The sequence below is a fragment of the Nonomuraea sp. NPDC051941 genome (assembly GCF_044593615.1).
This window is the reverse complement of sequence record NZ_JBIUCF010000018.1, coordinates 118,184-140,367: the sequence shown is the minus strand read 5'-3', so window position 1 is coordinate 140,367 and position 22,184 is coordinate 118,184. Positions and strand designations below refer to the sequence as shown.

20 protein-coding genes are annotated in these 22,184 nt (G+C 72.9%); 13 read left to right on the top strand and 7 right to left on the bottom strand.

From position 1 onward, the window contains the following. The first annotated feature begins 1 nt into the window (after nt 1). Genes ACIHFD_RS29095 through ACIHFD_RS29065 form a run of 7 tightly spaced genes read left to right on the top strand, consistent with a single transcriptional unit; the run spans nt 2 to nt 6,225 of the window. Entirely contained in the window at nt 2-979 is a 978-nt protein-coding gene (locus tag ACIHFD_RS29095; RefSeq protein ID WP_397369568.1) for an ABC transporter permease, read from the top strand. Beyond that, nucleotides 976-1,794, top strand: coding sequence for an ABC transporter permease (locus ACIHFD_RS29090; protein ID WP_185072287.1), 819 nt, complete (start codon nt 976-978; stop codon nt 1,792-1,794). The genes ACIHFD_RS29095 and ACIHFD_RS29090 overlap by 4 nt, the downstream gene beginning before the upstream one ends. After that, entirely contained in the window at nt 1,791-2,813 is a 1,023-nt protein-coding gene (locus ACIHFD_RS29085) for an ABC transporter ATP-binding protein (protein ID WP_397369566.1), read from the top strand. Before ACIHFD_RS29090 ends, ACIHFD_RS29085 begins: the two co-directional genes overlap by 4 nt. After that, complete coding sequence (locus ACIHFD_RS29080; RefSeq protein WP_397369565.1) at nt 2,810-3,565, top strand: ABC transporter ATP-binding protein; 756 nt, start codon at nt 2,810-2,812, stop codon at nt 3,563-3,565. Before ACIHFD_RS29085 ends, ACIHFD_RS29080 begins: the two co-directional genes overlap by 4 nt. Beyond that, entirely contained in the window at nt 3,562-4,560 is a 999-nt protein-coding gene (locus ACIHFD_RS29075; RefSeq protein WP_397369564.1) for a P1 family peptidase, read from the top strand. Before ACIHFD_RS29080 ends, ACIHFD_RS29075 begins: the two co-directional genes overlap by 4 nt. A 4-nt stretch (nt 4,561-4,564) precedes the next feature. Continuing rightward, a complete protein-coding gene (locus ACIHFD_RS29070; protein ID WP_397369563.1) occupies nt 4,565-5,161 on the top strand; it encodes an FMN-binding negative transcriptional regulator in 597 nt (198 codons plus the stop codon). Then, nucleotides 5,158-6,225 carry a C45 family autoproteolytic acyltransferase/hydolase gene (locus ACIHFD_RS29065; RefSeq protein WP_397369561.1) on the top strand — a complete coding sequence of 356 codons (1,068 nt, stop codon included), beginning with the start codon at nt 5,158-5,160 and terminating at the stop codon, nt 6,223-6,225. The genes ACIHFD_RS29070 and ACIHFD_RS29065 overlap by 4 nt, the downstream gene beginning before the upstream one ends. Here the strand turns inward: ACIHFD_RS29065 and ACIHFD_RS29060 are convergent, their stop codons facing one another. Continuing rightward, nucleotides 6,226-7,389: an acyl-CoA dehydrogenase family protein gene (locus tag ACIHFD_RS29060; RefSeq protein WP_355201148.1), complete on the bottom strand. Its 1,164-nt coding sequence runs from the start codon at nt 7,387-7,389 to the stop codon at nt 6,226-6,228. A 67-nt stretch (nt 7,390-7,456) separates the two neighbouring features. On the opposite strand from ACIHFD_RS29060, the gene ACIHFD_RS29055 reads away from it, so the two are divergent. From ACIHFD_RS29055 to ACIHFD_RS29045, 3 genes are read left to right on the top strand one after another with little or no spacing between them, the layout of a single operon-like run. Then, entirely contained in the window at nt 7,457-8,890 is a 1,434-nt protein-coding gene (locus ACIHFD_RS29055; protein WP_397369559.1) for an aldehyde dehydrogenase family protein, read from the top strand. Next, nucleotides 8,887-10,011, top strand: a complete 1,125-nt coding sequence (locus ACIHFD_RS29050; protein ID WP_397369558.1) for a CaiB/BaiF CoA transferase family protein — start codon at nt 8,887-8,889, stop codon at nt 10,009-10,011. Before ACIHFD_RS29055 ends, ACIHFD_RS29050 begins: the two co-directional genes overlap by 4 nt. Beyond that, entirely contained in the window at nt 10,008-10,676 is a 669-nt protein-coding gene (locus tag ACIHFD_RS29045; RefSeq protein ID WP_397369557.1) for a GntR family transcriptional regulator, read from the top strand. The genes ACIHFD_RS29050 and ACIHFD_RS29045 overlap by 4 nt, the downstream gene beginning before the upstream one ends. Nucleotides 10,677-10,694: 18 nt before the next feature. Here ACIHFD_RS29045 and ACIHFD_RS29040 read toward each other — a convergent pair whose 3' ends face one another. The 6 genes from ACIHFD_RS29040 to ACIHFD_RS29015 form a co-directional block, all read right to left on the bottom strand. Next, the gene (locus ACIHFD_RS29040) at nt 10,695-12,023 is read right to left on the bottom strand and encodes a hypothetical protein (protein WP_397369556.1); all 1,329 of its coding nucleotides are present in this window, start codon (nt 12,021-12,023) and stop codon (nt 10,695-10,697) included. A gap of 52 nt (nt 12,024-12,075) precedes the next feature. Then, a complete protein-coding gene (locus tag ACIHFD_RS29035) occupies nt 12,076-13,566 on the bottom strand; it encodes a carboxylesterase family protein (protein ID WP_355201139.1) in 1,491 nt (496 codons plus the stop codon). A gap of 109 nt (nt 13,567-13,675) precedes the next feature. Next, the gene (locus ACIHFD_RS29030) at nt 13,676-14,473 is read right to left on the bottom strand and encodes an alpha/beta hydrolase (protein ID WP_397369555.1); all 798 of its coding nucleotides are present in this window, start codon (nt 14,471-14,473) and stop codon (nt 13,676-13,678) included. A 42-nt stretch (nt 14,474-14,515) separates the two neighbouring features. Beyond that, a complete protein-coding gene (locus ACIHFD_RS29025) occupies nt 14,516-15,727 on the bottom strand; it encodes an amidohydrolase family protein (RefSeq protein ID WP_397369553.1) in 1,212 nt (403 codons plus the stop codon). Next, nucleotides 15,724-16,167: a GAF domain-containing protein gene (locus tag ACIHFD_RS29020; protein WP_350733885.1), complete on the bottom strand. Its 444-nt coding sequence runs from the start codon at nt 16,165-16,167 to the stop codon at nt 15,724-15,726. Before ACIHFD_RS29020 ends, ACIHFD_RS29025 begins: the two co-directional genes overlap by 4 nt. Continuing rightward, complete coding sequence (locus tag ACIHFD_RS29015) at nt 16,164-17,552, bottom strand: MFS transporter (RefSeq protein ID WP_397369552.1); 1,389 nt, start codon at nt 17,550-17,552, stop codon at nt 16,164-16,166. The genes ACIHFD_RS29020 and ACIHFD_RS29015 overlap by 4 nt, the downstream gene beginning before the upstream one ends. A gap of 113 nt (nt 17,553-17,665) precedes the next feature. Between ACIHFD_RS29015 and ACIHFD_RS29010 the strand changes: the two genes are divergently transcribed. The 3 genes from ACIHFD_RS29010 to ACIHFD_RS29000 all read left to right on the top strand — a co-directional run bounded on the left by ACIHFD_RS29010 (nt 17,666) and on the right by ACIHFD_RS29000 (nt 22,164). Beyond that, the gene (locus tag ACIHFD_RS29010) at nt 17,666-18,565 is read left to right on the top strand and encodes a MurR/RpiR family transcriptional regulator (RefSeq protein ID WP_397369551.1); all 900 of its coding nucleotides are present in this window, start codon (nt 17,666-17,668) and stop codon (nt 18,563-18,565) included. Nucleotides 18,566-18,646: 81 nt separating this feature from the next. Beyond that, on the top strand, nt 18,647-20,449 hold the full coding sequence (locus tag ACIHFD_RS29005; RefSeq protein WP_397369550.1) for an ABC transporter ATP-binding protein: 1,803 nt from the start codon (nt 18,647-18,649) through the stop codon (nt 20,447-20,449). Further along, the gene (locus ACIHFD_RS29000) at nt 20,446-22,164 is read left to right on the top strand and encodes an ABC transporter ATP-binding protein (protein ID WP_397369549.1); all 1,719 of its coding nucleotides are present in this window, start codon (nt 20,446-20,448) and stop codon (nt 22,162-22,164) included. The genes ACIHFD_RS29005 and ACIHFD_RS29000 overlap by 4 nt, the downstream gene beginning before the upstream one ends. The last annotated feature ends 20 nt before the right edge of the window (nt 22,165-22,184 follow it).

The window sequence follows — 22,184 nt, the reverse complement described above, 5'->3', positions numbered from 1 at the left end:
CATGCGCCTGCTGATGTGGTGGTCCGGCCGGGCGCTCAGCTCGGCCGCCACGCTCCTGGGCGTCTCCGTGCTGATCTTCACGGCCGTGCGCCTGATGCCCGGCGGTTTCGCGGAGACCGTGCTGGGCCCGTTCGCCACGGCCGAGCAGAAGGCGGAGCTGGCCGCCCGCTACGGGCTCGACCAGCCGGTGTTCATGCAGTACGGGCACTGGCTGGCCGCCGTCGCGGGCGGCGACTTCGGCATCTCGATGATCAGCCGCCAGCCGGTCGGCACGGAGCTCCTGGCCCGGCTGCCGGTGACCGGCGAGCTGACCGTGCTGGCCGTGGTCGCCAGCGCGCTGGCGGGGGTGCCCCTGGGCGTGCTCACCGCCGTGCGCTCCCAGTCAGACCGCTCGCCGGGCGGCGGCGCGGCGGGGCGGCTGCTCAGCGGGCTCGGCGTCAGCGTGCCGGAGTTCGTGCTGGGCAGCCTGGTCGTGTTCGTCTTCTCCCGGTACGCGCTCGGCCTGGAGGTCGGCACGTGGGTGCCGTTCACCCAGGACCCGGCCGCGAACCTGGCCACGATGGTGCTGCCAGCCGCCGTCCTGTCGGTGTTCGCCATCTCCGTCACCGCCAGGACCACCCGGGACGCCGTGCTCGGCGTGCTGGTCGAGCCGTACGTCACGGCCGCCGTCGGGCGCGGCGAGTCGCCGTGGTTCATCGTCCGGCACCACATCCTGCGCAACGCCGCCACCCCGGTGGTGACGCTGCTCGGCACCATCACCGCGTACCTGCTGGGCGGGGCGCTCATCGTGGAGCACGTGTTCAACCTGCCGGGCGTCGGCTCCTACATCGTGCAGGCCGTCGGCCGCCGCGACTACGCGGTCGTGCAGGCGGGCGTGCTGCTGGCGGCGGCGGTGTTCATCGTGATGAACGTGCTGATCGACCTGCTCGTCGGGGTCCTGGACCCGAGGCTGGGCGTGCTGGCGGGGAGGCGTTCATGAGGAAGCTGGACCGGCTGTCCATCGGCGGGCTCGTCTGCCTGGCGGTCCTGGTGGTGTTCGCGCTGGGCTCGCTGGTCGGGGCCGGGGGAGACCCGGACGCGATCGTCGGCCCGCGCCTGCAGCCGCCGGGGCCCGGCTGGTGGCTGGGCACCGACAACCTGGGCCGCTCGGTGCTTCCGCGCGTCATGGAGGGCGTGGGCACGACGCTGCTGCTGTCGTCCGTCGCCGTGCTGGTGACGGCGGCGCTCAGCGCGACGTTCGGCATCATCGCCGGATACCGCGGCGGCTACCTGAACGAGCTGGTGATGCGCCTGGTGGAGGTGCTCTACTCCTTCCCCGCCATCGTGCTCGCGATCCTGGTCGCCGCGGTGCTCGGCCCCGGGCAGACGGCGGCGCTGGCCAGCATCGTGCTGGTGACGATCCCGCTGATGACCCGGCTGGTGCGGGCCGCCGCCGTGGCCGTGTCGCAGCGCGACTACGTCACCTCGGCCGTCATCAGCGGGGCCGGGCTGCCACGCGTGCTCGGCCGGCACGTGCTGCCCAACGTGGCGGGCACGATCGCGGTGCAGGGCACGTACGCGCTGTCGGTCGGGATCGCGGTCGAGGGCGGGCTGAGCTTCCTCGGGTTCGGCGTGCAGCCGCCGCAGGCCTCGCTCGGCGTGCTGATCCAGCAGGGCGGCACCTACATGATCGCCGCGCCCTGGCTGATCCTCGGCCCGGGGGTCGTGCTCGTGGCGGCGATCCTGGCGATCAACGTGGTGGGCGACGGGCTGCGCGACCGGCTCGAACCCCGGGAGACGAGGTCTTTGACATGAGCCTGCTCACGGTGCGGAACCTGGTGATCGACTACGCCGAGACCAGGGCGCTGGACGGCGCCGACCTGGAGGTGGCGCAGGGGGAGACCGTCGGCCTGGTCGGCGAGAGCGGGTCCGGCAAGTCCACGCTCGGCTCCGCCGTGGGCCGGCTGCTGCCCAGGGCGGCCCGGCGGAGCGAGGGGGAGGTCGTGGTGGCCGGGGAGCCGGTGTTCGACCTGCCCGCCGACCGGCTGCGCCACCTGCGCAGGAAACGTCTCGGGTTCGTCTTCCAGGACCCGATCGCCTCGCTCAATCCGACCATGCGCGTCGGCGACCAGCTCCGCCTGGTGCTCGGGCGCGGCGCCGACGTGGGCTTCCACCTGGGGCGGGTCAAGCTCGACGACCCACGCGTCGTGCGCTCGTACCCGCACCAGCTCTCCGGCGGCATGGCGCAGCGGGTGGCCATCGCGATGGCCATGGCCACCGAGCCCGAGCTGCTCGTCGCGGACGAGCCGACCGCCGCGCTGGACAGCCAGGTGCGCGAGGAGGTGCTGAACGTGGTCTTCTCCCTGGCCGCCGCGGCCGGGACGAGCATCCTGTGGCTCAGCCACGACCTGCCCGCCGTCGCCCGCAGGTGCGACCGGGTCGCGGTCATGTACGGCGGCCGGGTCGTCGAGACCGGGCCCGCCCGCGAGGTGCTGGGCCATCCCGCCCACCCCTACACGGCGGCGCTGGCCGGGTCGGCGCCCGCCGCCGCGGCCCACGGCGTCCGCCTGGAGCCCGTGCCCGGCCGCCCGCCCGTGCTCACCGGGCCGTCGCCGGGCTGCGCCTTCGCGCCGCGCTGCCCGTTCGCGGAGGAGCGCTGCGAGCACGAGCGCCCCCAACCGGTCCGGGTCCGCGAGCAGGACGTGCTCTGCCACCGCGCCCTGCGAGGGAGCGCCGTCGCCTGGACTGAGGAGCGCAGGGAGCGGAGCGACCGAAGCGACGAGGGAAGGCGACGGATTCCAGCGACCGAGCCGCCGAACGGAGTGAGGCCATGAGCAGGGGTGGCGGCGTGATACTCGAACTCGACGACGTCACCGTCACCTTCGCCGCGGGTCCGCCGCTGCGGCGCATCCACCTGGACGCCATGCGGCACGTGTCCCTGTCCGTCGCGGAGGGGGAGACGCTCGGCCTGGTCGGCGAGTCCGGCTCGGGCAAGACGACCAGCAGCCGGGTCGCGCTCGGCCTGCAGCGGCCCACGTCCGGCACGGTCAGGTTCGACGGCCGCCCCTTCCCCAAGCGGCGGCGCGAGCTGGCGGGCCGGATGCAGGCCGTGCTGCAGCACCCCCACTGGTCGCTCAACCCGCGCATGCGCGTCGGCCAGAGCGTCGCCGAGCCGCTGGACGTGCTCGGCCGCCCGGCCGGCGACGCGGTCACCGAGATGCTGGAGCACGTGGGGCTGGAGGCGTCGTTCGCCTCGCGCTACCCCCATGAGCTGTCCGGCGGCCAGCGGCAGCGCGTCTCCATCGCCCGCGCGCTGGTCACCCGGCCCAGGTTCATCGTCTTCGACGAGGCCGTCAGCGCGCTCGACATCTCCGTGCAGGTGCAGATCCTCAACCTCATCAAGGACCTGCAGGCCGAGTACGGGTTCAGCGCCCTGTTCATCTCCCACGACCTCGGCGCGGTCCGCTACGTCGCCGACCGGATCGCGGTCATGCGCAAGGGCGAGATCGTCGAGACCGCCGACACGGCCACGTTCTACTCGGCGCCCGCTCACGAGTATTCGAAACAGCTTTTGGAGGCCCTATGAACGACTCTGTGACGAATGAGCCCCGGCTTGCAACTCCGTCCGCGTTCGCGCCCGGGGTCCCGCGCAACGCGGACCTGCCGCTGGCCCCGCAGGCCAGCCCCGGCCGCGGGTCGGTCGCGTTCGACCTGCCCGGCGTGCTCGTCGGCACGGCCGAGTACGCGGAGGGCCCCACGGGGTGCACCGTGATCCACGTGCCGGCGGGTGCGCGCACGGCCGTGGACGCGCGCGGCGGCGCGGTCGGCATGAGCGGCGGGTACGACTACAACCACGCCATCTGCTTCGCCGGCGGCTCGGTGTACGGTCTGGCCGCCGCCGCGGGCGTGAGCGACGAGCTGCTGGCCCGCAGGGACAACCGGACCCGCTGGGACGACCTCCAGCTCGTGTCCGGCGCGGTGATCTACGACTTCTCGGCCAGGGAGACCGCCGTCTACCCGGACGGCGAGCTGGGCCGGGCCGCGCTCCGCAACGCCGTCGAAGGCGAGTTCCCGGTGGGCCGGTGCGGCGCGGGCCGCACGGCGAGCGCCGGGAAGGTGGACTTCGGCCGGGCGGAGTTCGCCGGCCAGGGTGCCGCGTTCGGCACGTTCGGCGAGGCGAAGGTGCTGGTGGCGACCGTGGTCAACGCCGTCGGCGCGGTCGTTGACCGGCAGGGCGGGATCGTGCGCGGCAACTACCACGCCGAGGACGGCGCCCGCCGCCACCCCGGCGCCGACTACGCCGCGATGGTCGGAGACCCGGCCCCGGCCGTCATGGGCAACACCACGCTGACCGTCATGGTGACGAACGTGAAGCTGACCGACATCGAGCTGCTCCAGGTGGGCCGCCAGGTGCACAGCTCCATGCACCGCGGCATCCAGCCGTTCCACACCATGAACGACGGCGACGTGCTGTTCGCGATGACCACGGACGAGGTGGACCTGGTGAGCGTCAAGCCCACCGGCTTCGGGACGCTCGCGTCGGAGCTCGCCTGGGACGCGATCCTGAGCGCGGTGGGGTAGCCCGATGCACGTCTTCCCCCGTTACGCCGCCAAGGAGCCGGCCCAGGCGGTCGAGCTGGTCAGGCGGAACCCGTTCGCCCTGGTCGTCAGCACGGTGGACGGCGTGCCGGTCGCCACGCACGTCCCCGTCATCCTCGAGGACGGCGTCCTCGAAGGCGGCGCGCTGCTCGGCCACATGGCCCGCGCCAACCCCCACTGGCGTTCCTTCGAGTCCTCGCCCGAGGTGCTCGTGGTCTTCTCCAGCGCGCACGGGTACGTCTCGCCCACCGTGTACGCGACCGACCCGGCCGTCCCGACCTGGGACTACGCGGCCGTGCACGTGACGGGACGGGTGGAACTGCTCGACGACGCGCTCGACGTGGTGGAGCGCACCGTCACGGCGCTGGAGTCGCTCCGCTCGCCCTCCTGGGAGCCGACCCCGGCGTCCAGGGAGAGGTTCGCGGCGCTCTTGCCCGGGGTAGTGGCTTTTCGGGTGCATGTGCATACCGAGAAGAGCATGTTCAAACTGAGCCAGGACATCGACGCCGAGCGGTACGCGCGCGTCCGCGCCTCGTTCGCGGCCGAGAACCCCAGGCTCGCCGACCTGATGGATGGTTCATGACTTTCCCCAGCTTCACGTCGACGCAGATTGACCCCCGAGCCCGTGGCAAAGAACTCGGCACGCAGCGGAGCAAGGCGATCCGTGCCAACCTCTCCGGCTACACCGACCTGTTCACCGTCGCGGGCGCCACCGCGACGCAGGTCCGTACGTGGGGCGAGCTGAGCCTGGAGCGCACCGCCGACTGGGCGCCGCACCTGGCGGAGGAGATCGCGGGGATCGCGCGCGGCGCCGGCCTGGAGCCCTGGCAGGTCGCCGTCGTCAACGCGCGCACGGAGATCCTGGCCGCCATCGACGCGACCGGCGAGGGGGAGTGCTCCACCTCCGTCGTGCTGCCCGGGGCGGGGGAGGCGCCGCGCACGGTGCAGACGTGGGACTGGCACGACCACCTGCGCGACGCGCCCATGCTCTGGGAGCTGGAGCCGCGTCCGGGGCACGTCGTGCGAACATTCACCGAGGCCGGGGCGCTGGCCAAGATCGGGGTGAACACGGGCGGGCTCGGCATCCACTTCAACATCCTGCGCCACGACTCCGACACGGCCGACCTCGGCGTGCCCGTCCACCTGATCGCCCGCAAAATCCTGGACGAGGCCACCACGGTGGAGGAGGCCGCCGACATCGCGCGCTCGGCCACCGTCTCCGCCTCGACCGTCATCACGGCCGTGACCTCGTCCGACGCGGCCTCGATCGAGATCTCCCCGGCCGGCGTCGCGGTCATACCGCCGGAGCCCGACGGCGTGCTGCAGCACTGCAACCACTTCCTCGACCCCGCGCTGGCCAAGGACGAGCGGCATTCCACCGACCGGCCCAGCACGTACGCCAGGTTCCAGCACCTGCGGGCCAACACCGAGGGTCTGAGCAGCGACGACCACACCAAGCGGGCGCTGGCCATGCTCAGCCACGGCCCCGAGGACGCGCCCGTCTGCGCCCACCCGGACCAGACGATGCCGATCAACCAGCGGTGGGAGACCGTCGCGACGATCGCGCTGGACCTTGTCGCCGCGCGGCTGCGGGTGCACCAGGGCGGGCCGTGCCAGGTCACCGAGGCGACCTGGCAGACATTCTGATCAGTGGAACGCGGCGATCCCGGTGAGCGCCTTGCCCAGGACCAGGGAGTGGATCTCGGACGTGCCCTCGTAGGTCAGCACCGACTCGAGGTTCACGGAGTGCCTGATCACCGGGTATTCGAGGGTGATGCCGCTCGCTCCGAGCAGCGTGCGGCACTTCCTGGCGATCTCCAGGGCCTCGCGCACGTTGTTCAGCTTGCCGGCGCTCACCTGCTCGGGGGTGATCGTCCCGGCCTCCTTCAGCCGGCCCAGGTGCACGGCGAGCAGCAGGCCCTTGCCCAGCTCCAGCGCCATGTCGGCGAGCTTCTCCTGGGTGAGCTGGAACGAGGCCAGCGGCCTGGCGAACACCTCGCGGTCACCTGCGTACGCGATGGCCGTCTCCAGGCAGTCGAGCGCCGCCCCCATCGCCCCGAACACGATCCCGAACCGCGCCTCGTTCAAACAGCCGAGCGGCCCCGACAGGCCCCGCGCGCCGGGCAGCATGGCCGCGTCCGGCAGGCGCACCCCGTCGAGCACCAGCTCGCTCGTCACGCTCGCGCGCAGCGAGATCTTGTGCTTGACGTCGTTCACGGTGAAGCCCGGGGTGCCCGCCGGGACCAGGAAGCCCCTGACGCCCTCGTCCGTACGCGCCCACACCACCGCCACGTCCGAGACCGAGCCGTTGGTGATCCACATCTTGGTGCCGTTCAGCACCCAGTCGCCGCCCTCGCGCTTGGCCGTGGTCCGCATGCCCGCCGGGTCGGAGCCGAAGTCGGGCTCGGTCAGGCCGAAGCAGCCGATGCGCTCGCCGGCCGCCATCGCGGGCAGCCACTCCTGCTTCTGCTCCTCGCTGCCGTACTTCCAGATGGCGTACATCGCGAGGGAGCCCTGCACCGAGACCAGGCTGCGCAGCCCGGAGTCGGCCGCCTCCAGCTCCAGGCAGGCCAGCCCGTACGAGACCGCGCCCATGCCCGCGCAGCCGTACCCCTCCAGGTGCATGCCGAGCACGCCCAGCGAGCCGAGCGTGCGGGCCAGCTCGCGGGCCGGCAGCTCGCCGGTCTCGAACCACTCCGCGACGTTCGGGCGGATCTCCCGGTCGCAGACGCGCCTGACCGTGTTCCTGATCTCGCGCTCCTCCTCGGTGAGCAGCGTGTCGATGGCGAAGAGCGCGGTCGGGGTGATCATCGGATGGCCTCCGTATTTTGGATCCAATATTGAAAATCCAATATTGCACAGTTAGGGTTCGTTGACCATGGACCTTCTGAATCTCATCGGCGGCCGCTGGGTCGAGGGCGACGGCGAGGAGTTCGCCGACACCAACCCGGCCCGGCCCAGCGAAGTGGTCGCGCGGGGGCGTTTCGCCTCCGCCGCCGAGGTGGAGCGGGCCGTCGCCGCGGCCCGTGCGGCCGCGCCGGAGTGGGCGGCGACGCCCCACCACGCCCGCGCGGCGGTGCTCGTGGCCGCCGCCGACCTGGTGGACGCCGCCGCCGAGGAGTGGGGCGCCGAGCTGGCCCGCGAGGAGGGCAAGACGCTGCCCGAGGCGGTCGCCGAGGTACGGGGCTCGGCCCGGATCCTGCGCTACTACGCGGGCGAGGCCGACCGGGAGAGCGGCGAGATCTTCGCCTCCCCGCGGCCCGGCGAGAACGTCCTCGTGGTCCGCAAGCCGATCGGCGTGGCCGGGCTGATCACGCCGTTCAACTTCCCGATCGTCATCCCCGCCTGGAAGATCGCCCCCGCGCTCAGCTACGGCAACACCGTCGTGTGGAAGCCGTCGTCGCTGGTGCCGCTGCTGGCCTACCGGCTGGCGCAGGCGCTGACCTCGGCGGGGCTGCCGGACGGCGTGCTCAACCTCGTGTACGGCGAGGCCGAGGCCGGCTCGGCCATCGTGGACCACCCCGGCGTGGACGCGATCTCGTTCACCGGTTCCACGGCGGTCGGGCGGGCCGTGATCGCGCGCTGCGGCGAGCTGGGCAAGCCGGTGCAGACGGAGATGGGCGGCAAGAACGCCTCCGTCGTGCTCGCCGACGCCGACCTCGACCACGCGGCCGAGCAGGTCTGCCTCGGCGCGTTCCGCTCCACGGGCCAGAAGTGCACGGCCACCTCGCGGCTCATCGTGGCCTCCCCGGTCGCGGACGAACTGCTGGAGCGGGTGGCCGAACGGGCCGCGCGCCTCGTGGTCGGCGACCCCCTGTCGCCCGGCGTCGAGATGGGCCCGCTGGTCAGCTCGGCCGCCCGGGACCGGGTGACGTCCGGGGTGGCGCGGGCCGTGGACGAGGGGGCCAAGCCGCTGGCGGGCTCCTCCCCGTACGACGGCGAGGGCTGGTTCGTACCGCCGACCGTGCTCGACCTGCCGGGGACCGGGGTGGACTTCTGGCGTACCGAGCTGTTCGGGCCCGTGGTGGGCGTGGTGCGGGCGTCGGGGACCGAGGAGGCGCTGGGGCTGGCCAACCTCAGCGACCACGGCCTGTCGGCGGCCATCTTCACCAGGGACCTGGGGGTGGCCCTGCAGGCGGTCGATCGGCTGGACGTCGGCGTGCTGCACATCAACTCCGAGTCGGCCGGGACCTTCCCGTACGTGCCGTTCGGCGGGGTCAAGCAGAGCGGGTTCGGGCCCAAGGAGCAGGGGCGGGCGGCCCGCGAGTTCTTCACCCACACGATGACCGTCTACCTGGGGGCGCCGGCGTGAGTGGTGCGCTGTCGGGGCTCTTGGTGGCGGACTTCAGCCGGGTGCTGGCGGGGCCGTACGCCACGATGCTGCTGGCCGATCTGGGCGCCGAGGTGGTCAAGGTGGAGCGGCCGGGCGCGGGGGACGACACCCGCGCCTGGGGACCGCCGTACGCGCCCGACGGCGAGGCCACGTACTTCCTCGGCGTCAACCGCAACAAGCGCTCGATCGCCCTCGACCTGCGCGCGGACGTCGAGGTCGCCCGGGCGCTGGCCGCCCGGGCGGACGTGGTGGTCGAGAACTTCCGGCCCGGCACGATGGACCGGCTCGGGCTCGGCTACCCCTCGCTGCGCGAGCTCAACCCCGGGCTGGTGTACTGCTCGATCACCGGGTTCGGGTCGGGACCCGGGGCCGGGCTGCCCGGCTACGACCTGATCGCGCAGGCGGTGGGCGGGCTGATGAGCGTCACGGGCGAGCCCGGCGGGCCCGGGACGAAGGCCGGCGTGGCGCTGGTGGACGTGATCACCGGCCTGCACGCCGGGCTGGGCATCCTGGCCGCGCTCCGCCACCGCGACAGCACCGGCGAGGGGCAGCACGTCGAGGTCTCGCTGCTGTCGTCCCTCCTGTCGGCGCTCACCAACCACGCCTCCGCCTACGCCGCCGCCGGAGTGGTGCCCCAGGCGATGGGCAACCGGCATCCCAGCATCGTCCCGTACGAGGTATTCGAGGCCGCCGACCGCCCGATCGTGATCGCGGCCGGCAACGACCGCCAGTTCCAGGCCCTCTGCGGGGCGCTGGACCGCCCGGACCTCGCCGGGGATCCCCGCTACGCCACCAACGCGGACCGGGTCGCCGGTCGCATCGGGCTCGTCGCCGAGCTCAACGCGGCGCTGGCGGCCCGTACGGCCGACGAGTGGTTCGAGACGCTCACCGCCGCCGGGGTGCCCTGCGGCCCGATCAACGACCTGGCCGCCGCCTTCGCCCTGGCCGACGACCTCGGCCTGGAGCCCTCCGTACGGCTCGACGGCGTCGGCCAGGTCGCGAACCCCCTGCGGCTCAGCGCCACCCCGCCCTCCTACCGCCACCGGCCGCCCCGGCTGGGGGAGGACGAGGAATGGGTTCGTGAGATATTGGGGCGATGAGTTCGGACGAGGCACGACGCAGGCCGCCGACGGCCCAGCAGTTCGTGCTGGGCGAGCTCCGCCTTGCCATCACCACCGGGCGCCTGCGCCCCGGCGCCCCCATCCGGCAGGACGCGCTGGCCGAGGAGCTGCAGGTCAGCCGCGTCCCCCTGCGCGAGGCGCTCAAGACGCTCGAAGGCGAGGGCCTGGTCACCTACAAGGCGCACAAGGGCTACTGCGTCGCCATGCTCTCCCTCGACGACCTGCGCGAGGTCTACCGCATCCGTGAGCTGCTGGAGGAGGAGGCCGTCCGGCGGGCCGTCGAGCGGCTCACGGACGACGACCTCTCCCGGCTGGAGTCGGCCCAGGAGGAGGTCGAGCGGGCCGCCGCGGCGGGCGACGTGCTGGCCATGGCGACGGCCAACCGGCTGTTCCACATGACGCTGTTCGACTGCGCGGGCATGCCCCGGCTGGTCCGCCTGATCAGGACCCTGTGGGACACCACGGACGCCTACCGGTCGATGTACTACGGCGACGCGGGCAACCGGGAGCGGGTCGTCAAGGAGCACCGCGCCACCCTCGACGCCCTGCGCCGCCTCGCCGCCGACGAGGCGGTGACGACCCTCGACATCCATCGCGCCCACGCGGTCGCCGAGCTGGAGTCACTCCTCGACCACCCCGCCTGATCGGGGGAGCCGGAGCGCTTACGGTGCGCAGTGGTCGCGGCAGCCGCCGAAGCGCGCCAGGTCCGGCTTCGCGAACGCCGTCCCCGCGCTGCCGGCCAGCGCCTCCGTCATCGAGGACTTCCAGATCGGGCCGGGGATCGACGTGCCCTCGACGTGCCGGTAGCGACGGCCGCCGATGGTGATGTCCGACAGCTTGTGCTTGAGCGCGCCGCGCGGGTCGCCGAGCGAAACGGCGGAGGCCAGGTCGGGGGTGTAGCCGGCGTACGAGGCGCTGGAGAACTCGTCAGTGGTGCCCTCCATGCCCGCCGCGTCCCGGCCGAGCCCCTTGAGCGGGCCCTTGGCCAGCGCCTCCGCCAGCACGCCGGTCACCGCGTCGGCGACCGCGGGCTCCAGCGCCTCCTGGCACCGCGCCGGGAAGGAACGTACGACGCCCGAGTCGCCGCGCACCTCCGTGACCAGCCGCGGCTCGCACCGCCTGCCGTGCGCCGCGAGGGTGGCGTACGAGCCGGCGAGCGAGACCGGGTCCACCTCGTTGATCCCCAACGGGAACGTCTCGAATTCCTGGAATGGCAGGCCGTCGGCCCGCTTGAGCCCGAGGCGGTTGGCCGCCTGCACGCTTTCGCACAGGCCGACCTTCTCCGTCAGCTTGATGAAGAACGTGTGCTCGGCGGTCCGGGTGCCCGAGCGCAGGGTCGTGAACGCGCCGTGGTCGCGCTGCCTGTTGAGGATCGAGAATGACGGCTCGGCGACGTTCTGACCTTTGCAGTTCTTGAACGCGTGGTAGTTCGCCGCCCGATACTGGCTGAGGTAAGGGAATCCGTCGTCGTAACGCATGCCGCTCCCCAGCGCGGCCGTCAGCGTGTACACCATCGCCGTGGTGCCCTGCTGGAAGCCGAACCGGCCGCCGGGCAGATTGCTGCCGGGCCCGAGCGCCCGGCTGGCGGCCAGGGCCCTGATCTCGCCGGTGCCCGGCACGATCATGGCCTGGGCGGCGACCGGCGCGTCCTCGCGGCGCACGTACCGGTCGATGCCCTGCTGGGCGGCGCGCTGCACGCGCTGGTCGATCGCCGTCACGATGGTCAGGCCGCCGCGGCGGAGCAGGTCCTCGTCGAGCTCCTCCTTCGCCTGAGTGCAGACGTACGGGTAGCGGCCGGCCGAGCAGTCGCCGGTGAGCTCCTCCAGGACCGCGCCCTGGGCGTCCACCAGCACGTTGGGACGCACGACCACGGGCGCGACCGTCAGGCGATCACGCGGCGGCGGGGTCTCGCCGCCGCGCAGTAACAGGAAGCCGCCGGCCAGAAGCGCCCCCACCCCCACGGCGGCCACGACGACGCGGAGCGGTTTCATGGCTCACCTCGGGGGCTCGCGGATCTTCAGGGACAACCCGCATTATGAGCCCTCATGACTGCAAAGAGCCCCAGAAGGCGCAATTGCTGGCGCCGGCAGTGTCGGTCAGGTGGATGCCGCCGCGCCCCGGAGCCAGGCTGAGCACGTCGCCGGAGCCGCTGAAGCGCGGCCAGCGCGGGACCCAGGGGGCGTTCGGGTGGCCGTCGCGGGCGAACGACGTCCAGTAGCCGATCATGGCGTTCGACAGCTTCTCCTGCTCGGCGTTGAGCCGGCCGAGCAGGCCGGGGAACAGGTAGACCAGCTCCGTCGCGTGCTCGGCGCCCTCCTCGAAACCGGGCACGTCCATCAGCGGCGGCGCGGCGCGGTCGGCGAACTGGTAGGCGTAGACCTCGACCCCGGCCCGGGAGAGCAGGCCGAAGGCGTCCTGGTGCGTGCAGGTGGCGAGCGGGCCGGTGCCGTGGGTCAGCATGGTGGCCAGCCCGATCCGCAGGTCGGGGCCGGTGGCGGGATAGCGGGCCAGGACCTGGCCGGCGTTGGCCCCGTACGTGGCGCGCACGAACTGCTCGTATTGCGCCTGCGTGATCGGCTTCGGGTAGGTCAGGCCGGCGTACAGGCGCATCTCGTCGAGCGTGTTGCCGTGCATGACGGGCACGCGGTTGATCCGGCCGCTCTCGATCGCCGCGCGGGGCTGCAGCGGCAGCACATGGTCGCCGCCCGCGACCGGGTACGGGTTGTGGCCCCGGAACGCCTCCAGCAGCGTCTTGACCGGCAGCGCCCGCAGGCAGGCGGCGGCCCCCGCGGCACAGCCCACGGCCGCGGCGAACCTGGCCCCCTCGGCCTCGGCCTGCTCCTCGGTGCGGGTGGGGGAAGAGCAGCTGAAGCTCTGCACGATCGCCTTGTCGAACAGCCCGGCGGCGGTGGGCGAGGCCAGGCCGGCGCAGATGTCGGCGGCTCCGGCGGACTCCCCGAACACCGTCACGTTGCGGGGGTCGCCGCCGAACGCCGCGATGTTGCGCCGCACCCAGCGCAGCGCCGCCTGCTGGTCGAGCAGCCCGTAATTGCCGCTCTGGTAGCGCTCGCCCGTCTCCAGCGCGGGGTGCGCCAGCCAGCCGAGCGCGCCGAGCCGGTAGTTGACGCTCACGACCACGACGCCGCCCCGGGTCGCCATCCTGGTCAGGTCGTAGAAGGCGGGGTTGCCGCCGGCGTTGCCGCCGCCGTGCAGCCACACCATGACCGGCCGGTCGCGGCCCCTGCGCGGCGCGGTGACGTTGAGGTAGAGGCAGTCCTCGCCGTACGACGTCTTGCCGCCGTAGGGCTCGGCGAGCTGCGCGCACTGGCTGCCGAAGGCCGTCGCGTCGCGGACGTCCGTCCACGGCTTGGCCGGCTGCGGCGGCCGCCATCGGAGCGGGCCCGTGGGCGGCTGGGCATACGGGATGCCGCGGAAGGCCCGGTGGTCCTTGCGCACCTCGCCTTTGACCATGCCCTTGTCGGTGCGCACCAGCGCGGACGGGGCCGACTCGGCGGCGACGGGAGTGGTGGTCATGACCAGGGAGAGTGCCGCCGCTGCGGCGCGAACGAGTCTCACTGGGCCCCCTATTGTTACCGTACGTAATCTTTCCGTTCCTGAACGTACACGATGAGGGGGTGTGGAACTACTGATTTATTCGCCCGGCCAGGTCGACCACGGTGCCCACGACCTCGTCGCCGGCCAGCATGACCAGGTCGTTGTGGCCCGCCCCGGCGACCTCGACGGTCGTGGCCCGCTCTCCCGCCGCCTCGGCGACCGCCCTGCTGAGCCGCGGGGGCACGATCGTGTCGCGGGTGCCGTACACGACGACGACCGGCGCCCGCACCCGCCGGATGCTCTCCGCGACCGGGAAGCGGTCCCGCAGCAGCGTCCTGACCGGCAGGAACGGGTAGTTGGCCCGCCCGGCGGCGGCCAGGTCGGTGAACGGCGAACGCAGCACCATGCCGTCGGGCGGGCGCTCCAGGGCGAGCCGGGTGACCACGGCCGCGCCCAGGCTCTCGCCGAAGTAGATGACGCGGGTGTCGCCGAGGTGGTCGCGGGCGGCCAGGGCGTCCTGGCGCAGCCCCTCCTCCGTCGGGGTGCCGGGGTTGCCGCCGTAGCCGCGGTAGTCCATGAGGAGCACCGCGAACCCGTGCTCCGACAGCGCGCGGGCCAAGGGGGCGCGGTCGCGCCGGTTGCCCCCGTTCCCGCCCGCGATCAGGACGGTCACGCCGCGGGTGCCGGGGACGTACCAGGCCGCGAGCCGGAGCCCGTCGCCGGTCGTGAACGTGACGTCCCGCGCGCCCGGGACGACCTCGGCGGCGGGCGGCACGGGCGCGCTGTCGGGCAGGTAGATCAGCCGCCGCTGGAACACCCACAGCAGGGCGAGCAGCAGGAGCAGCACCGCGACCACCACGAGAGCGGCGCGCGTCAGCGTGGTCACCCTGCCACTATGCAACGCCGCCCGCCCCGAAGCGGCCCCGACTCAGCCGGAGACGACGCGGCCCGCCTGGACGACGTGCCTGAAGTGGGCGGGGTCCGCGAGGACGCCGATGTCGGCCAGCGGATCGCCGTCGAGCACGAGCAGGTCCGCGTGCGCCCCCACGGCCAGCGTGCCGACCTCGCCCGCCATACCGACCAGCTCCGCAGCCCCGGTCGTCGCGGCCCGCAGCACGTCGATCGGCTGCTGCACCTCCCGCCGCAGCCGGAACTCGTGGTTCTGGTGCCGGTGCATGCCGCCGAGCAGGTCGGTCCCGTACGCCAGCCGCACCCCGCCCCGCGCGGCCCGCTCCAGCGCGACCAGCCCGGCCTCGAGCACCTCGTCCACCTTGCGCCAGCTCCGCTCGGGTAGCCCGAACGTGAGCCCTTCCTCCTTGAGCGCCCAGTACGTCACCAGCGTCGGCACCAGGAACGCGTCGTGCCGCCGGAACAGCTCCACGCTCGTGTCGTCGATCAGGTTCCCGTGCTCGATCGAGCGCACCCCGGCCTCGAGCGCCCGGTTGACGGCCCGGGCGGTGTAGGCGTGCGCGGCGACGTACCGGTTGGCCGCCTCGGCCTCCTCGACGACCGCGCGCAGTTCGTCCATGGAGTACTGGGTCGAGTCGATGCGGTCGGTCGGGGAGGCCACGCCGCCGGAGGCCATGACCTTGATGTGGTGCGCGCCCTTGCGCAGCTCGTCGCGGGCGGCGACGCGGACGGCGTCGACCCCGTCGGCCACGCGGCCGACGCCGGCGCAGCAGGGGTGGTCGTCCTGCTGGTGCTCGCCCCGGCCGCGGAAGTCGGCGTGGCCGCCGGTCTGGCTCAGCCCCTTGCCGCAGAACAGCAGCCGTGGTCCCCGGATCAGCCCCTCCGCCTGCGCGTCGGCCAGCCCGAAGTCGGCGCCGGACGCGTCGCGCACCGTGGTGAAGCCCCGGTCGAGCATCCCGCCCATGATCTGGGCGCTGTGCGCGGCGACGTAGGAGGGGGACATGGAGCCGAGCGTGCCGAGGTTCGCGGTGGAGGCGGTGACGTGCACGTGCGCGTCGATCAGCCCCGGCACCACGTGCGCACCGGCGAGGTCGATCACCCGCGTGCCGTCCGGCGCGCTCAGCCGGGGTCCCGTCTCGGCGACCCGGCCGTCCGCGCAGCGCAGGTCGCCCTCGGCGTACTCGCCGCTCGTCACGTCCAGGATCAGAGCGTTACGCAGCAGCAGGCTCATGCGGCACCTCCGCGCGCTGCCGACGACCGAAGCGCCGGGACGGCGAGCGGCGCGAGCGAGCGCGCCACGGCCACCGACTCCTCGTCGTAGCTTCCCTCGGCGTCGAGGATGTTCAGCACACCGAGCACCTCCCCCTGGTCGACCACCGGGACGTTGATGATCGTCCCGCAGCCCAGGCTCTCGATCAGCTCGTGGTCGGCGAAGATCTCCCGTACCGCGGCCCGGTCCTTGCCGAAGTACGGCTCCCGGCCCTCGATGCACCGCGCCAGCCAGCCCTGGGCGACCTCCACGGTCTTCTCCCCGCCCACCGGATACTGCTCGGGATGGCTGGTGTGGACGCGGCGCAGCGCACGCCGTTCCGGCACCCAGGCCAGGACCGTGAACAGCCGCACTCCCACCTCCCGCCGCACGGTCTCTTCAAGCTCGCTCAATCCGGTCATTTGCTCGCCTCCTTGGCGGGTTCCGTCAGCTCCTCAAGTGATCTCCCGGCCGTGGCCAGGCCGAACACGACCACGCACACCACCCCGACCACCAGCACCGCCGTCGTCAGGCCGAACACGCCGCCGAAGCCGAGGCTCGCCGCCGACAGCCCGATGATCGTCGGGGCCAGGATGCTGCCGACCCGCCCGAACGCGCTCGACAGGCCCGTTCCGGTGGCGCGGATCCAGGTGGGGAAGACCTCGGGCGTGTACGAGTAGACGCCCGCGTACGTGCCGTTCAGGAAGAACGACAGCACCGCGCCCGCGAGCGTGATCGTGGCGGGCGTGTCCATCTGCGACAGCCAGAACGCGCTGACCGCCGAGCCGGACAGGTAGATCGCGATGGTGTTCTTGCGGTCGAGCCGCTCCGACAGCCAGGCCGCGGAGAAGTAGCCGGGGACCTGCGCCAGGTAGATGATGATCGAGAACTCGAAGCTCTTGGTCACCGTGATGCCGCGCTGCACGAGCAGGGTGGGGATCCACGAGAAGAACCCGTAGTACGAGAACGTGATCACGAACCAGATCAGCCACGTCACAGCCGTCCGCCTGGCCATGACCGGGCTCCACAGGAACCGGAGCGCGCTGAGCAGGTTGACCCCGGCCGTCTTGGTGGCCGTGTTGGTGGTGGCCGGCTGGGCGGCCGACTCGGGCACCGGAGGGAGCGGCTGTCCGGTGGCCCGCTCGACGCGGCGTTCGAGGTCGGCGACCACCGCCTCGGCCTCGTCCACGCGGCCGTTCTGCAGCAGGAAGCGCGGTGATTCCGGCAGCGAGCGGCGCCACCACAGCAGCATGACGATCGGCAGCGCGGTGATCACCTGCGCGATCCGCCAGCCGTCGTCCATCGTCGGCACCACGAAGCGGCCGATCAGCGCCGCCATCACGAACCCGAACGAGAAGAACCCGGCCAGCGCGCCGATGAACCATCCGCGCCGCTTCGCCGGCACGAACTCCGACAGGAACGGTGCGATGATCGCGCTCTCCGCGCCCGCGCCGGCCCCGGCCAGCACCCGGGAGCCCAGGAAGACCTCATAATTCGGGGCGAACGCGGCGACCACGGAGAAGGCGGCGTAGAAGGCGAGCGCGTACATCATGACCTTCTTGCGGCCGATACGGTCGCCGAGCAGGCCCGCGACGGTCGCGCCGAACAGGAACCCGAACGGCGTCGCGGACCCGATGAGGCCGAGCTGGCCGTTGGACAGGCCCCAGGCGTCCTGCGCGCTGGGGAGCAAGAATGCCACGACGGCCGAGTCCATGCCGTCGAAGGTGTAGCCGAGGCCGCCGATGAGGAGGAGCAGGTAGTGAGGGCGGCTCAGAGGGAGCCGGTCCAGACGGGCCAACAGGGTCATTGAACAACACCTTCCCGAGGTCATGGCCCCTTCAGGTTGATTGCGCAGCAACATATAGTGCGAAATATCCGAAATGCAATGGTCTTTGCAGAATGGCAGTGGAGAGGGACACGGTGACAGAGCAGGCCGCGGACAGCTTCGAGGAGTGGTTGCGGACCCGGGTGCCCCCGCGCGGGCTGCGCGGCAAGGCGGCCGCGGTGCTGGAGATCCTGCTCTCCCAGCCGCGGCGGGCGTCGTTCGAGTCCGCGGCCGAGCTGGCGCAGGTCACGGGGGTGAACGTGGCGACCGTGACGCGTACGGCGCAGGCGCTCGGGTTCGCCGGGTGGCCGGCGCTCCAGCAGGAGCTGCGGGCGCGCTACCTGTCCTCGCTGAGCGCCGGCCAGGTGGCCGCCGAGCACCGTGGCACCGGCTCGCCCAGCTCCCGCTCGCTCCGGCGCGACCTGGACAGCCTCGCGCTGCTGAACCGCCGCCTCGACGAGGGCGTCCTGCTCACGATCGCCGAGGCCGTCGCCGCGGCGGGCCGTACCGTGATCGTCGCCGACGGCAGCTACGCAGCCGTCGGGCTGGCCCTGGCCCACAACGCCCGCCTGGCGGGCTATCCCGTCACGGCCGTGACCAACGGCGACGCGGAGCTGGCCAACGCGGTGGCCGCGCTCGGCGTGGGGGACGTGCTGGTGGCGATCAGCTTCTGGCGCCTGTACGAGAGCACGGTCCTGGCCGCGAACGTGGCCCGCTCGCGCGGGGTGCGGGTGTTCGCCCTCACGGACGCGGCCAGTCCCGCGCTGGCCGAGGCGGCCGAGGAGGTGGTCATGGTGCCCGCGGAGGGGGAGGCGTTCTTCCCGTCGCTGACGGCGGGCATGGCGGTCGCCCAGGCCCTGGTCACCCAGCTCGCCGCCGTGGACCCGGCCCGTACGGGCACCTCGATCGAGGCGGCGGAGGCCATGTGGACGCGCTTCGGCCTGCTGCACCGCCGCCCGGCCACCCCTACGCCCCCCAGTCCGCCGAGGCCTTAGTTATGTGAGCCTTGCCTATTCGAGAATGCCTGTAACAAAATCGGTTCCAGGCGGAAACCCTCGAAGCGCGGAGGCTCACACATGACGATCACCGCCGAACCGGCGGCCCCCGTGGCGTCCCCGCCCGAGGACGGCGGGCCCGCTCCCGACCGCGCCGCATTACTGGCGCTGCTCGCCCCCATCCGCCCGAGGCTGGTCGCCGCCGCCGTGCTCCAGGTGGTGTACGCCGTCTCGGCGCTCGTGCCGTTCGTGTGCGTGGCCGAGCTGGCCCGGGTGCTGCTGAGCCCGGACCCCGAGGCCGGCCGGGTCTGGCTGATCGCCGGGATCGCGGTGGCCGGGCTGCTGGTCAGGTTCACGTCGTTCGGCCTGGCCGGGGCGATCACCCACTTCGCGGACGCCGACCTGCAGCTCCACCTGCGCCGCCGGATGGCCGCGCACCTGTCGCGGGTGCCGCTGGGCTGGTTCGGCGAGCGCAACTCGGGCCAGGTCAAGAAGGTCCTGCAGGACGACGTGCGCGAGATGCACCACCTCGTCGCGCATGCCCTGCTCGACCTGCTCGCCGCCGTGGTGACCCCGCTGGCCGCGCTCGCCTACCTGCTGTACGTCGACTGGCGGCTCACGCTCGTCGTGCTCATCCCCGTGCCGCTGTTCGCCGTCGCGTTCGCGGTCATGATGCGCGGCTACGACGAGCAGATGCGGCGCTGGAGCGAGGCGAACACCAGGATCAGCGCGGCCGTGGTCGAGTTCGTGCAGGGGATCGCGGTGATCAAGACGTTCGGGCAGGCCAGACGCTCCTACCGGCGCTTCGCCGAGGCCGCCGACGACTTCGCCGAGTTCTTCGGCGCCTGGGTGCGGCCCATGCTCAGGCTCAGCGGCGTCTCGAACGCGCTCATCTCGCCCCCGACCATGCTGCTCGTGGCCACCGCGGGAGGCGTCGTGTTCGCCGCGAACGGCTGGCTGGCGCCGGTGGACGTGCTGCCGTTCGTGCTGGTCGGGGTGGCGCTGACGGCGCCGTTCCTCACCCTGGACATGGGCTCGATGCGGCTGCGGCGCGCGGCCGAGTCGGCCGGGCGGGTGGCCGCGCTGCTGGCGACGCCGCCGCTGCCCGAGCCCGCCGAGCCGACCCGCCCGCAGGGCCGCCGGGTGGAGTTCCACGACGTGTCGTTCTCGTACGACGGGAGCACGCCGGTGCTGCGCGGGGTGGACCTGACGCTGGCGCCCGGCACCGTGACCGCGCTGGTCGGGCCGTCGGGCTCGGGCAAGTCCACGCTGGCCAAGCTGCTGCCCCGCTTCTACGACCCCGGCTCGGGCCAGGTGACGGTGGGCGGCGTGGACGTGCGCGACATCGGCTCCGCCGAGCTGTACCACCACGTCGGCTTCGTCCTCCAGGACGTGCAGCTCCTGCGCGCGTCCGTCGCGGACAACATCGCGCTCGGCCGCCCCGATGCGGGGCGCGAGGAGGTCGAGCGGATGGCCCGCGCGGCCCAGATCCACGACCGGATAACGGAGCTGCCGCGCGGCTACGACTCGGTGATCGGGGAGGACGCCCACCTGTCGGGCGGCGAGGCGCAGCGCGTGTCGATCGCCCGCGCCCTGCTGGCCGACGCGCCGATCCTGGTGCTGGACGAGGCCACCGCGTTCGCCGACCCGGAGTCGGAGTCGGCCATCCAGGACGCGCTGTCCACGCTGGTGGCCGGGCGCACGCTGCTGGTCATCGCCCACCGGCTGGGCACGATCACCGGCGCCGACCAGATCGCGGTGCTCGACGGCGGCCGGATCGTCGAGCGCGGCACCCATGACGAGCTCCGCGCGGCCGGCGGGCTCTACACCCGGCTGTGGGCGGCCCACGTACGCGACGACGATCGGGATTGGACCCGGGCATGATCGGAGAACTGGGCGCCGTACTCGGCCCCGAGCACGGGGCGCGCCTGCGCCGCAGCCTGCTCGCGATGATCGTGTACGGCGTGCTGCAGGGCGCGTCGTTCGCGATGCTCGTGCCGGTGCTGCGCGCGCTGCTGTCCGGCGAGGCGGCCGGACCGTGGCTCGCGGCCTTCGCCGCCGTGGTCGCGGCCACCGCCGTCGCCTCCTACCAGCAGTCGCAGTACGGCTACGCGGTCGGCCTGGCCGCCCTGCGCACGCTCTACCACCGGATGGGCGACCACGTGGCCGGGCTGCCGGTCGGCTGGTTCAGCGCCGACCGGGTGGGCCGGCTCGGGCAGCTCGCGGGCAAGGGCGTCATGGACGTGATGAGCGTGCCCGCCCACCTGCTCCAGGTCGTGGTGACCTCGGTGACCGCGCCGGCGACCGTGCTGGTGTGCATGTTCGTGTTCGACTGGCGGCTGGGGCTGGCGGCCCTGGTCACGGCGCCGTTCCTGTGGCTGGCGTTCCGCTGGACGCAGACCCTGGTGCAGCGCAGCGACACCGCGATGGACGACGCGGGGGCCGAGGGGGCCGACCGCGTGGTGGAGTTCGCCCGGCAGCAGGCGTCCCTGCGGGCGTTCGGGCGCACGGCGGACGGCTACGACCTGCTCGACGACGCGCTGGTGCGGCAGCGGTCGGCGCTGCGGGGCCTGCTGCGGACCACGCTGCCCGGCCTCGGAACGGTCGCGCTGACCGTGCAGCTCGCCTTCACCGCGATCCTGCTGGTGGGCTGCTCGCTGGCGCTCGGCGGCGTGGTGGACGTGCCGGAGCTGGTCGGGGTGCTGGTCCTGGCCGTGCGGTTCACCGAACCGCTGCTCGCCGCCGCCGACGTGGGCGGCGAGCTGCGCATGGCACGCGGCGCGCTGCGGCGCATCCGCGACGTCCTGACCACGCCGCCGCTGCCGTCCGGCGGGACGGCGCGGGCCGGTGAGCCGTCGATCGAGCTGGACGGGGTGAGCTTCGCCTACGACGAGCGGCCGCTGCTGCGGGACGTGAGCTTCACCGTCGCGCCCCGCACGGTGACCGCGCTGGTCGGGCCCTCCGGGTCCGGCAAGACCACGCTCACCCGTCTCATCGCCCGCTTCTGGGACGCCTCCGCCGGGTCGGTCCGGGTCTGCGGGAACGACGTGCGCGACTACCCGCCCGAGGACCTGATGGCCCAGCTGTCGATCGTGTTCCAGGACGTGTACCTGTTCGAGGGCACGCTGGAGGACAACATCCGGCTGGGGCGGCCGGACGCCACGGACGAGGAGGTCCGCGAGGCGGGCCGGCTGGCGCGCGTCGAGGAGATCGCCGCGCGGCTGCCCGGCGGCTGGCAGGCGAGGGTCGGCGAGGCCGGGGCGACCCTCTCCGGCGGCGAGCGCCAGCGGGTGTCCATCGCCCGCGCGATCCTCAAGGACGCGCCGATCGTGCTGCTGGACGAGGCCACCGCCGCGCTGGACCCGGAGAACGAGTCCGCTCTGATGGACGCGCTGGCCACGCTCGCCCGCGACCGGACGCTGCTGGTGATCGCGCACCGGCTGACCACGATCGCCGCCGCCGACCAGATCGTCATGCTGGAGGGCGGCGTGATCGCCGAGCGCGGCACCCACCAGGAGTTGCTGGACGCGGGTGGCCGGTACGCTGCGTTCTGGGAAGAACGCGCGCGGGCCCGCGGCTGGCGCCTCGTACGCGCCTGACCGGTGGACGGCCGGCGCGA

Bases quoted from the DNA above. Each gene is read 5' to 3' on its own strand.
- ACIHFD_RS29090 (WP_185072287.1), top strand. From the start codon at position 976: ATGAGGAAGCTGGACCGGCTGTCCATCGGCGGGCTCGTCTGCCTGGCG.
- ACIHFD_RS29045 (WP_397369557.1), top strand. From the start codon at position 10,008: ATGAGTTCGGACGAGGCACGACGCAGGCCGCCGACGGCCCAGCAGTTC.
- ACIHFD_RS29015 (WP_397369552.1), bottom strand. From the start codon at position 17,552: ATGACCCTGTTGGCCCGTCTGGACCGGCTCCCTCTGAGCCGCCCTCAC.
- ACIHFD_RS29020 (WP_350733885.1), bottom strand. From the start codon at position 16,167: ATGACCGGATTGAGCGAGCTTGAAGAGACCGTGCGGCGGGAGGTGGGA.
- ACIHFD_RS29040 (WP_397369556.1), bottom strand. From the start codon at position 12,023: ATGAAACCGCTCCGCGTCGTCGTGGCCGCCGTGGGGGTGGGGGCGCTT.
- ACIHFD_RS29035 (WP_355201139.1), bottom strand. From the start codon at position 13,566: ATGACCACCACTCCCGTCGCCGCCGAGTCGGCCCCGTCCGCGCTGGTG.
- ACIHFD_RS29070 (WP_397369563.1), top strand. From the start codon at position 4,565: ATGCACGTCTTCCCCCGTTACGCCGCCAAGGAGCCGGCCCAGGCGGTC.
- ACIHFD_RS29075 (WP_397369564.1), top strand. From the start codon at position 3,562: ATGAACGACTCTGTGACGAATGAGCCCCGGCTTGCAACTCCGTCCGCG.
- ACIHFD_RS29060 (WP_355201148.1), bottom strand. From the start codon at position 7,389: ATGATCACCCCGACCGCGCTCTTCGCCATCGACACGCTGCTCACCGAG.
- ACIHFD_RS29065 (WP_397369561.1), top strand. From the start codon at position 5,158: ATGACTTTCCCCAGCTTCACGTCGACGCAGATTGACCCCCGAGCCCGT.
- ACIHFD_RS29080 (WP_397369565.1), top strand. From the start codon at position 2,810: ATGAGCAGGGGTGGCGGCGTGATACTCGAACTCGACGACGTCACCGTC.
- ACIHFD_RS29005 (WP_397369550.1), top strand. From the start codon at position 18,647: ATGACGATCACCGCCGAACCGGCGGCCCCCGTGGCGTCCCCGCCCGAG.
- ACIHFD_RS29085 (WP_397369566.1), top strand. From the start codon at position 1,791: ATGAGCCTGCTCACGGTGCGGAACCTGGTGATCGACTACGCCGAGACC.
- ACIHFD_RS29095 (WP_397369568.1), top strand. From the start codon at position 2: ATGCGCCTGCTGATGTGGTGGTCCGGCCGGGCGCTCAGCTCGGCCGCC.
- ACIHFD_RS29025 (WP_397369553.1), bottom strand. From the start codon at position 15,727: ATGAGCCTGCTGCTGCGTAACGCTCTGATCCTGGACGTGACGAGCGGC.
- ACIHFD_RS29055 (WP_397369559.1), top strand. From the start codon at position 7,457: ATGGACCTTCTGAATCTCATCGGCGGCCGCTGGGTCGAGGGCGACGGC.
- ACIHFD_RS29000 (WP_397369549.1), top strand. From the start codon at position 20,446: ATGATCGGAGAACTGGGCGCCGTACTCGGCCCCGAGCACGGGGCGCGC.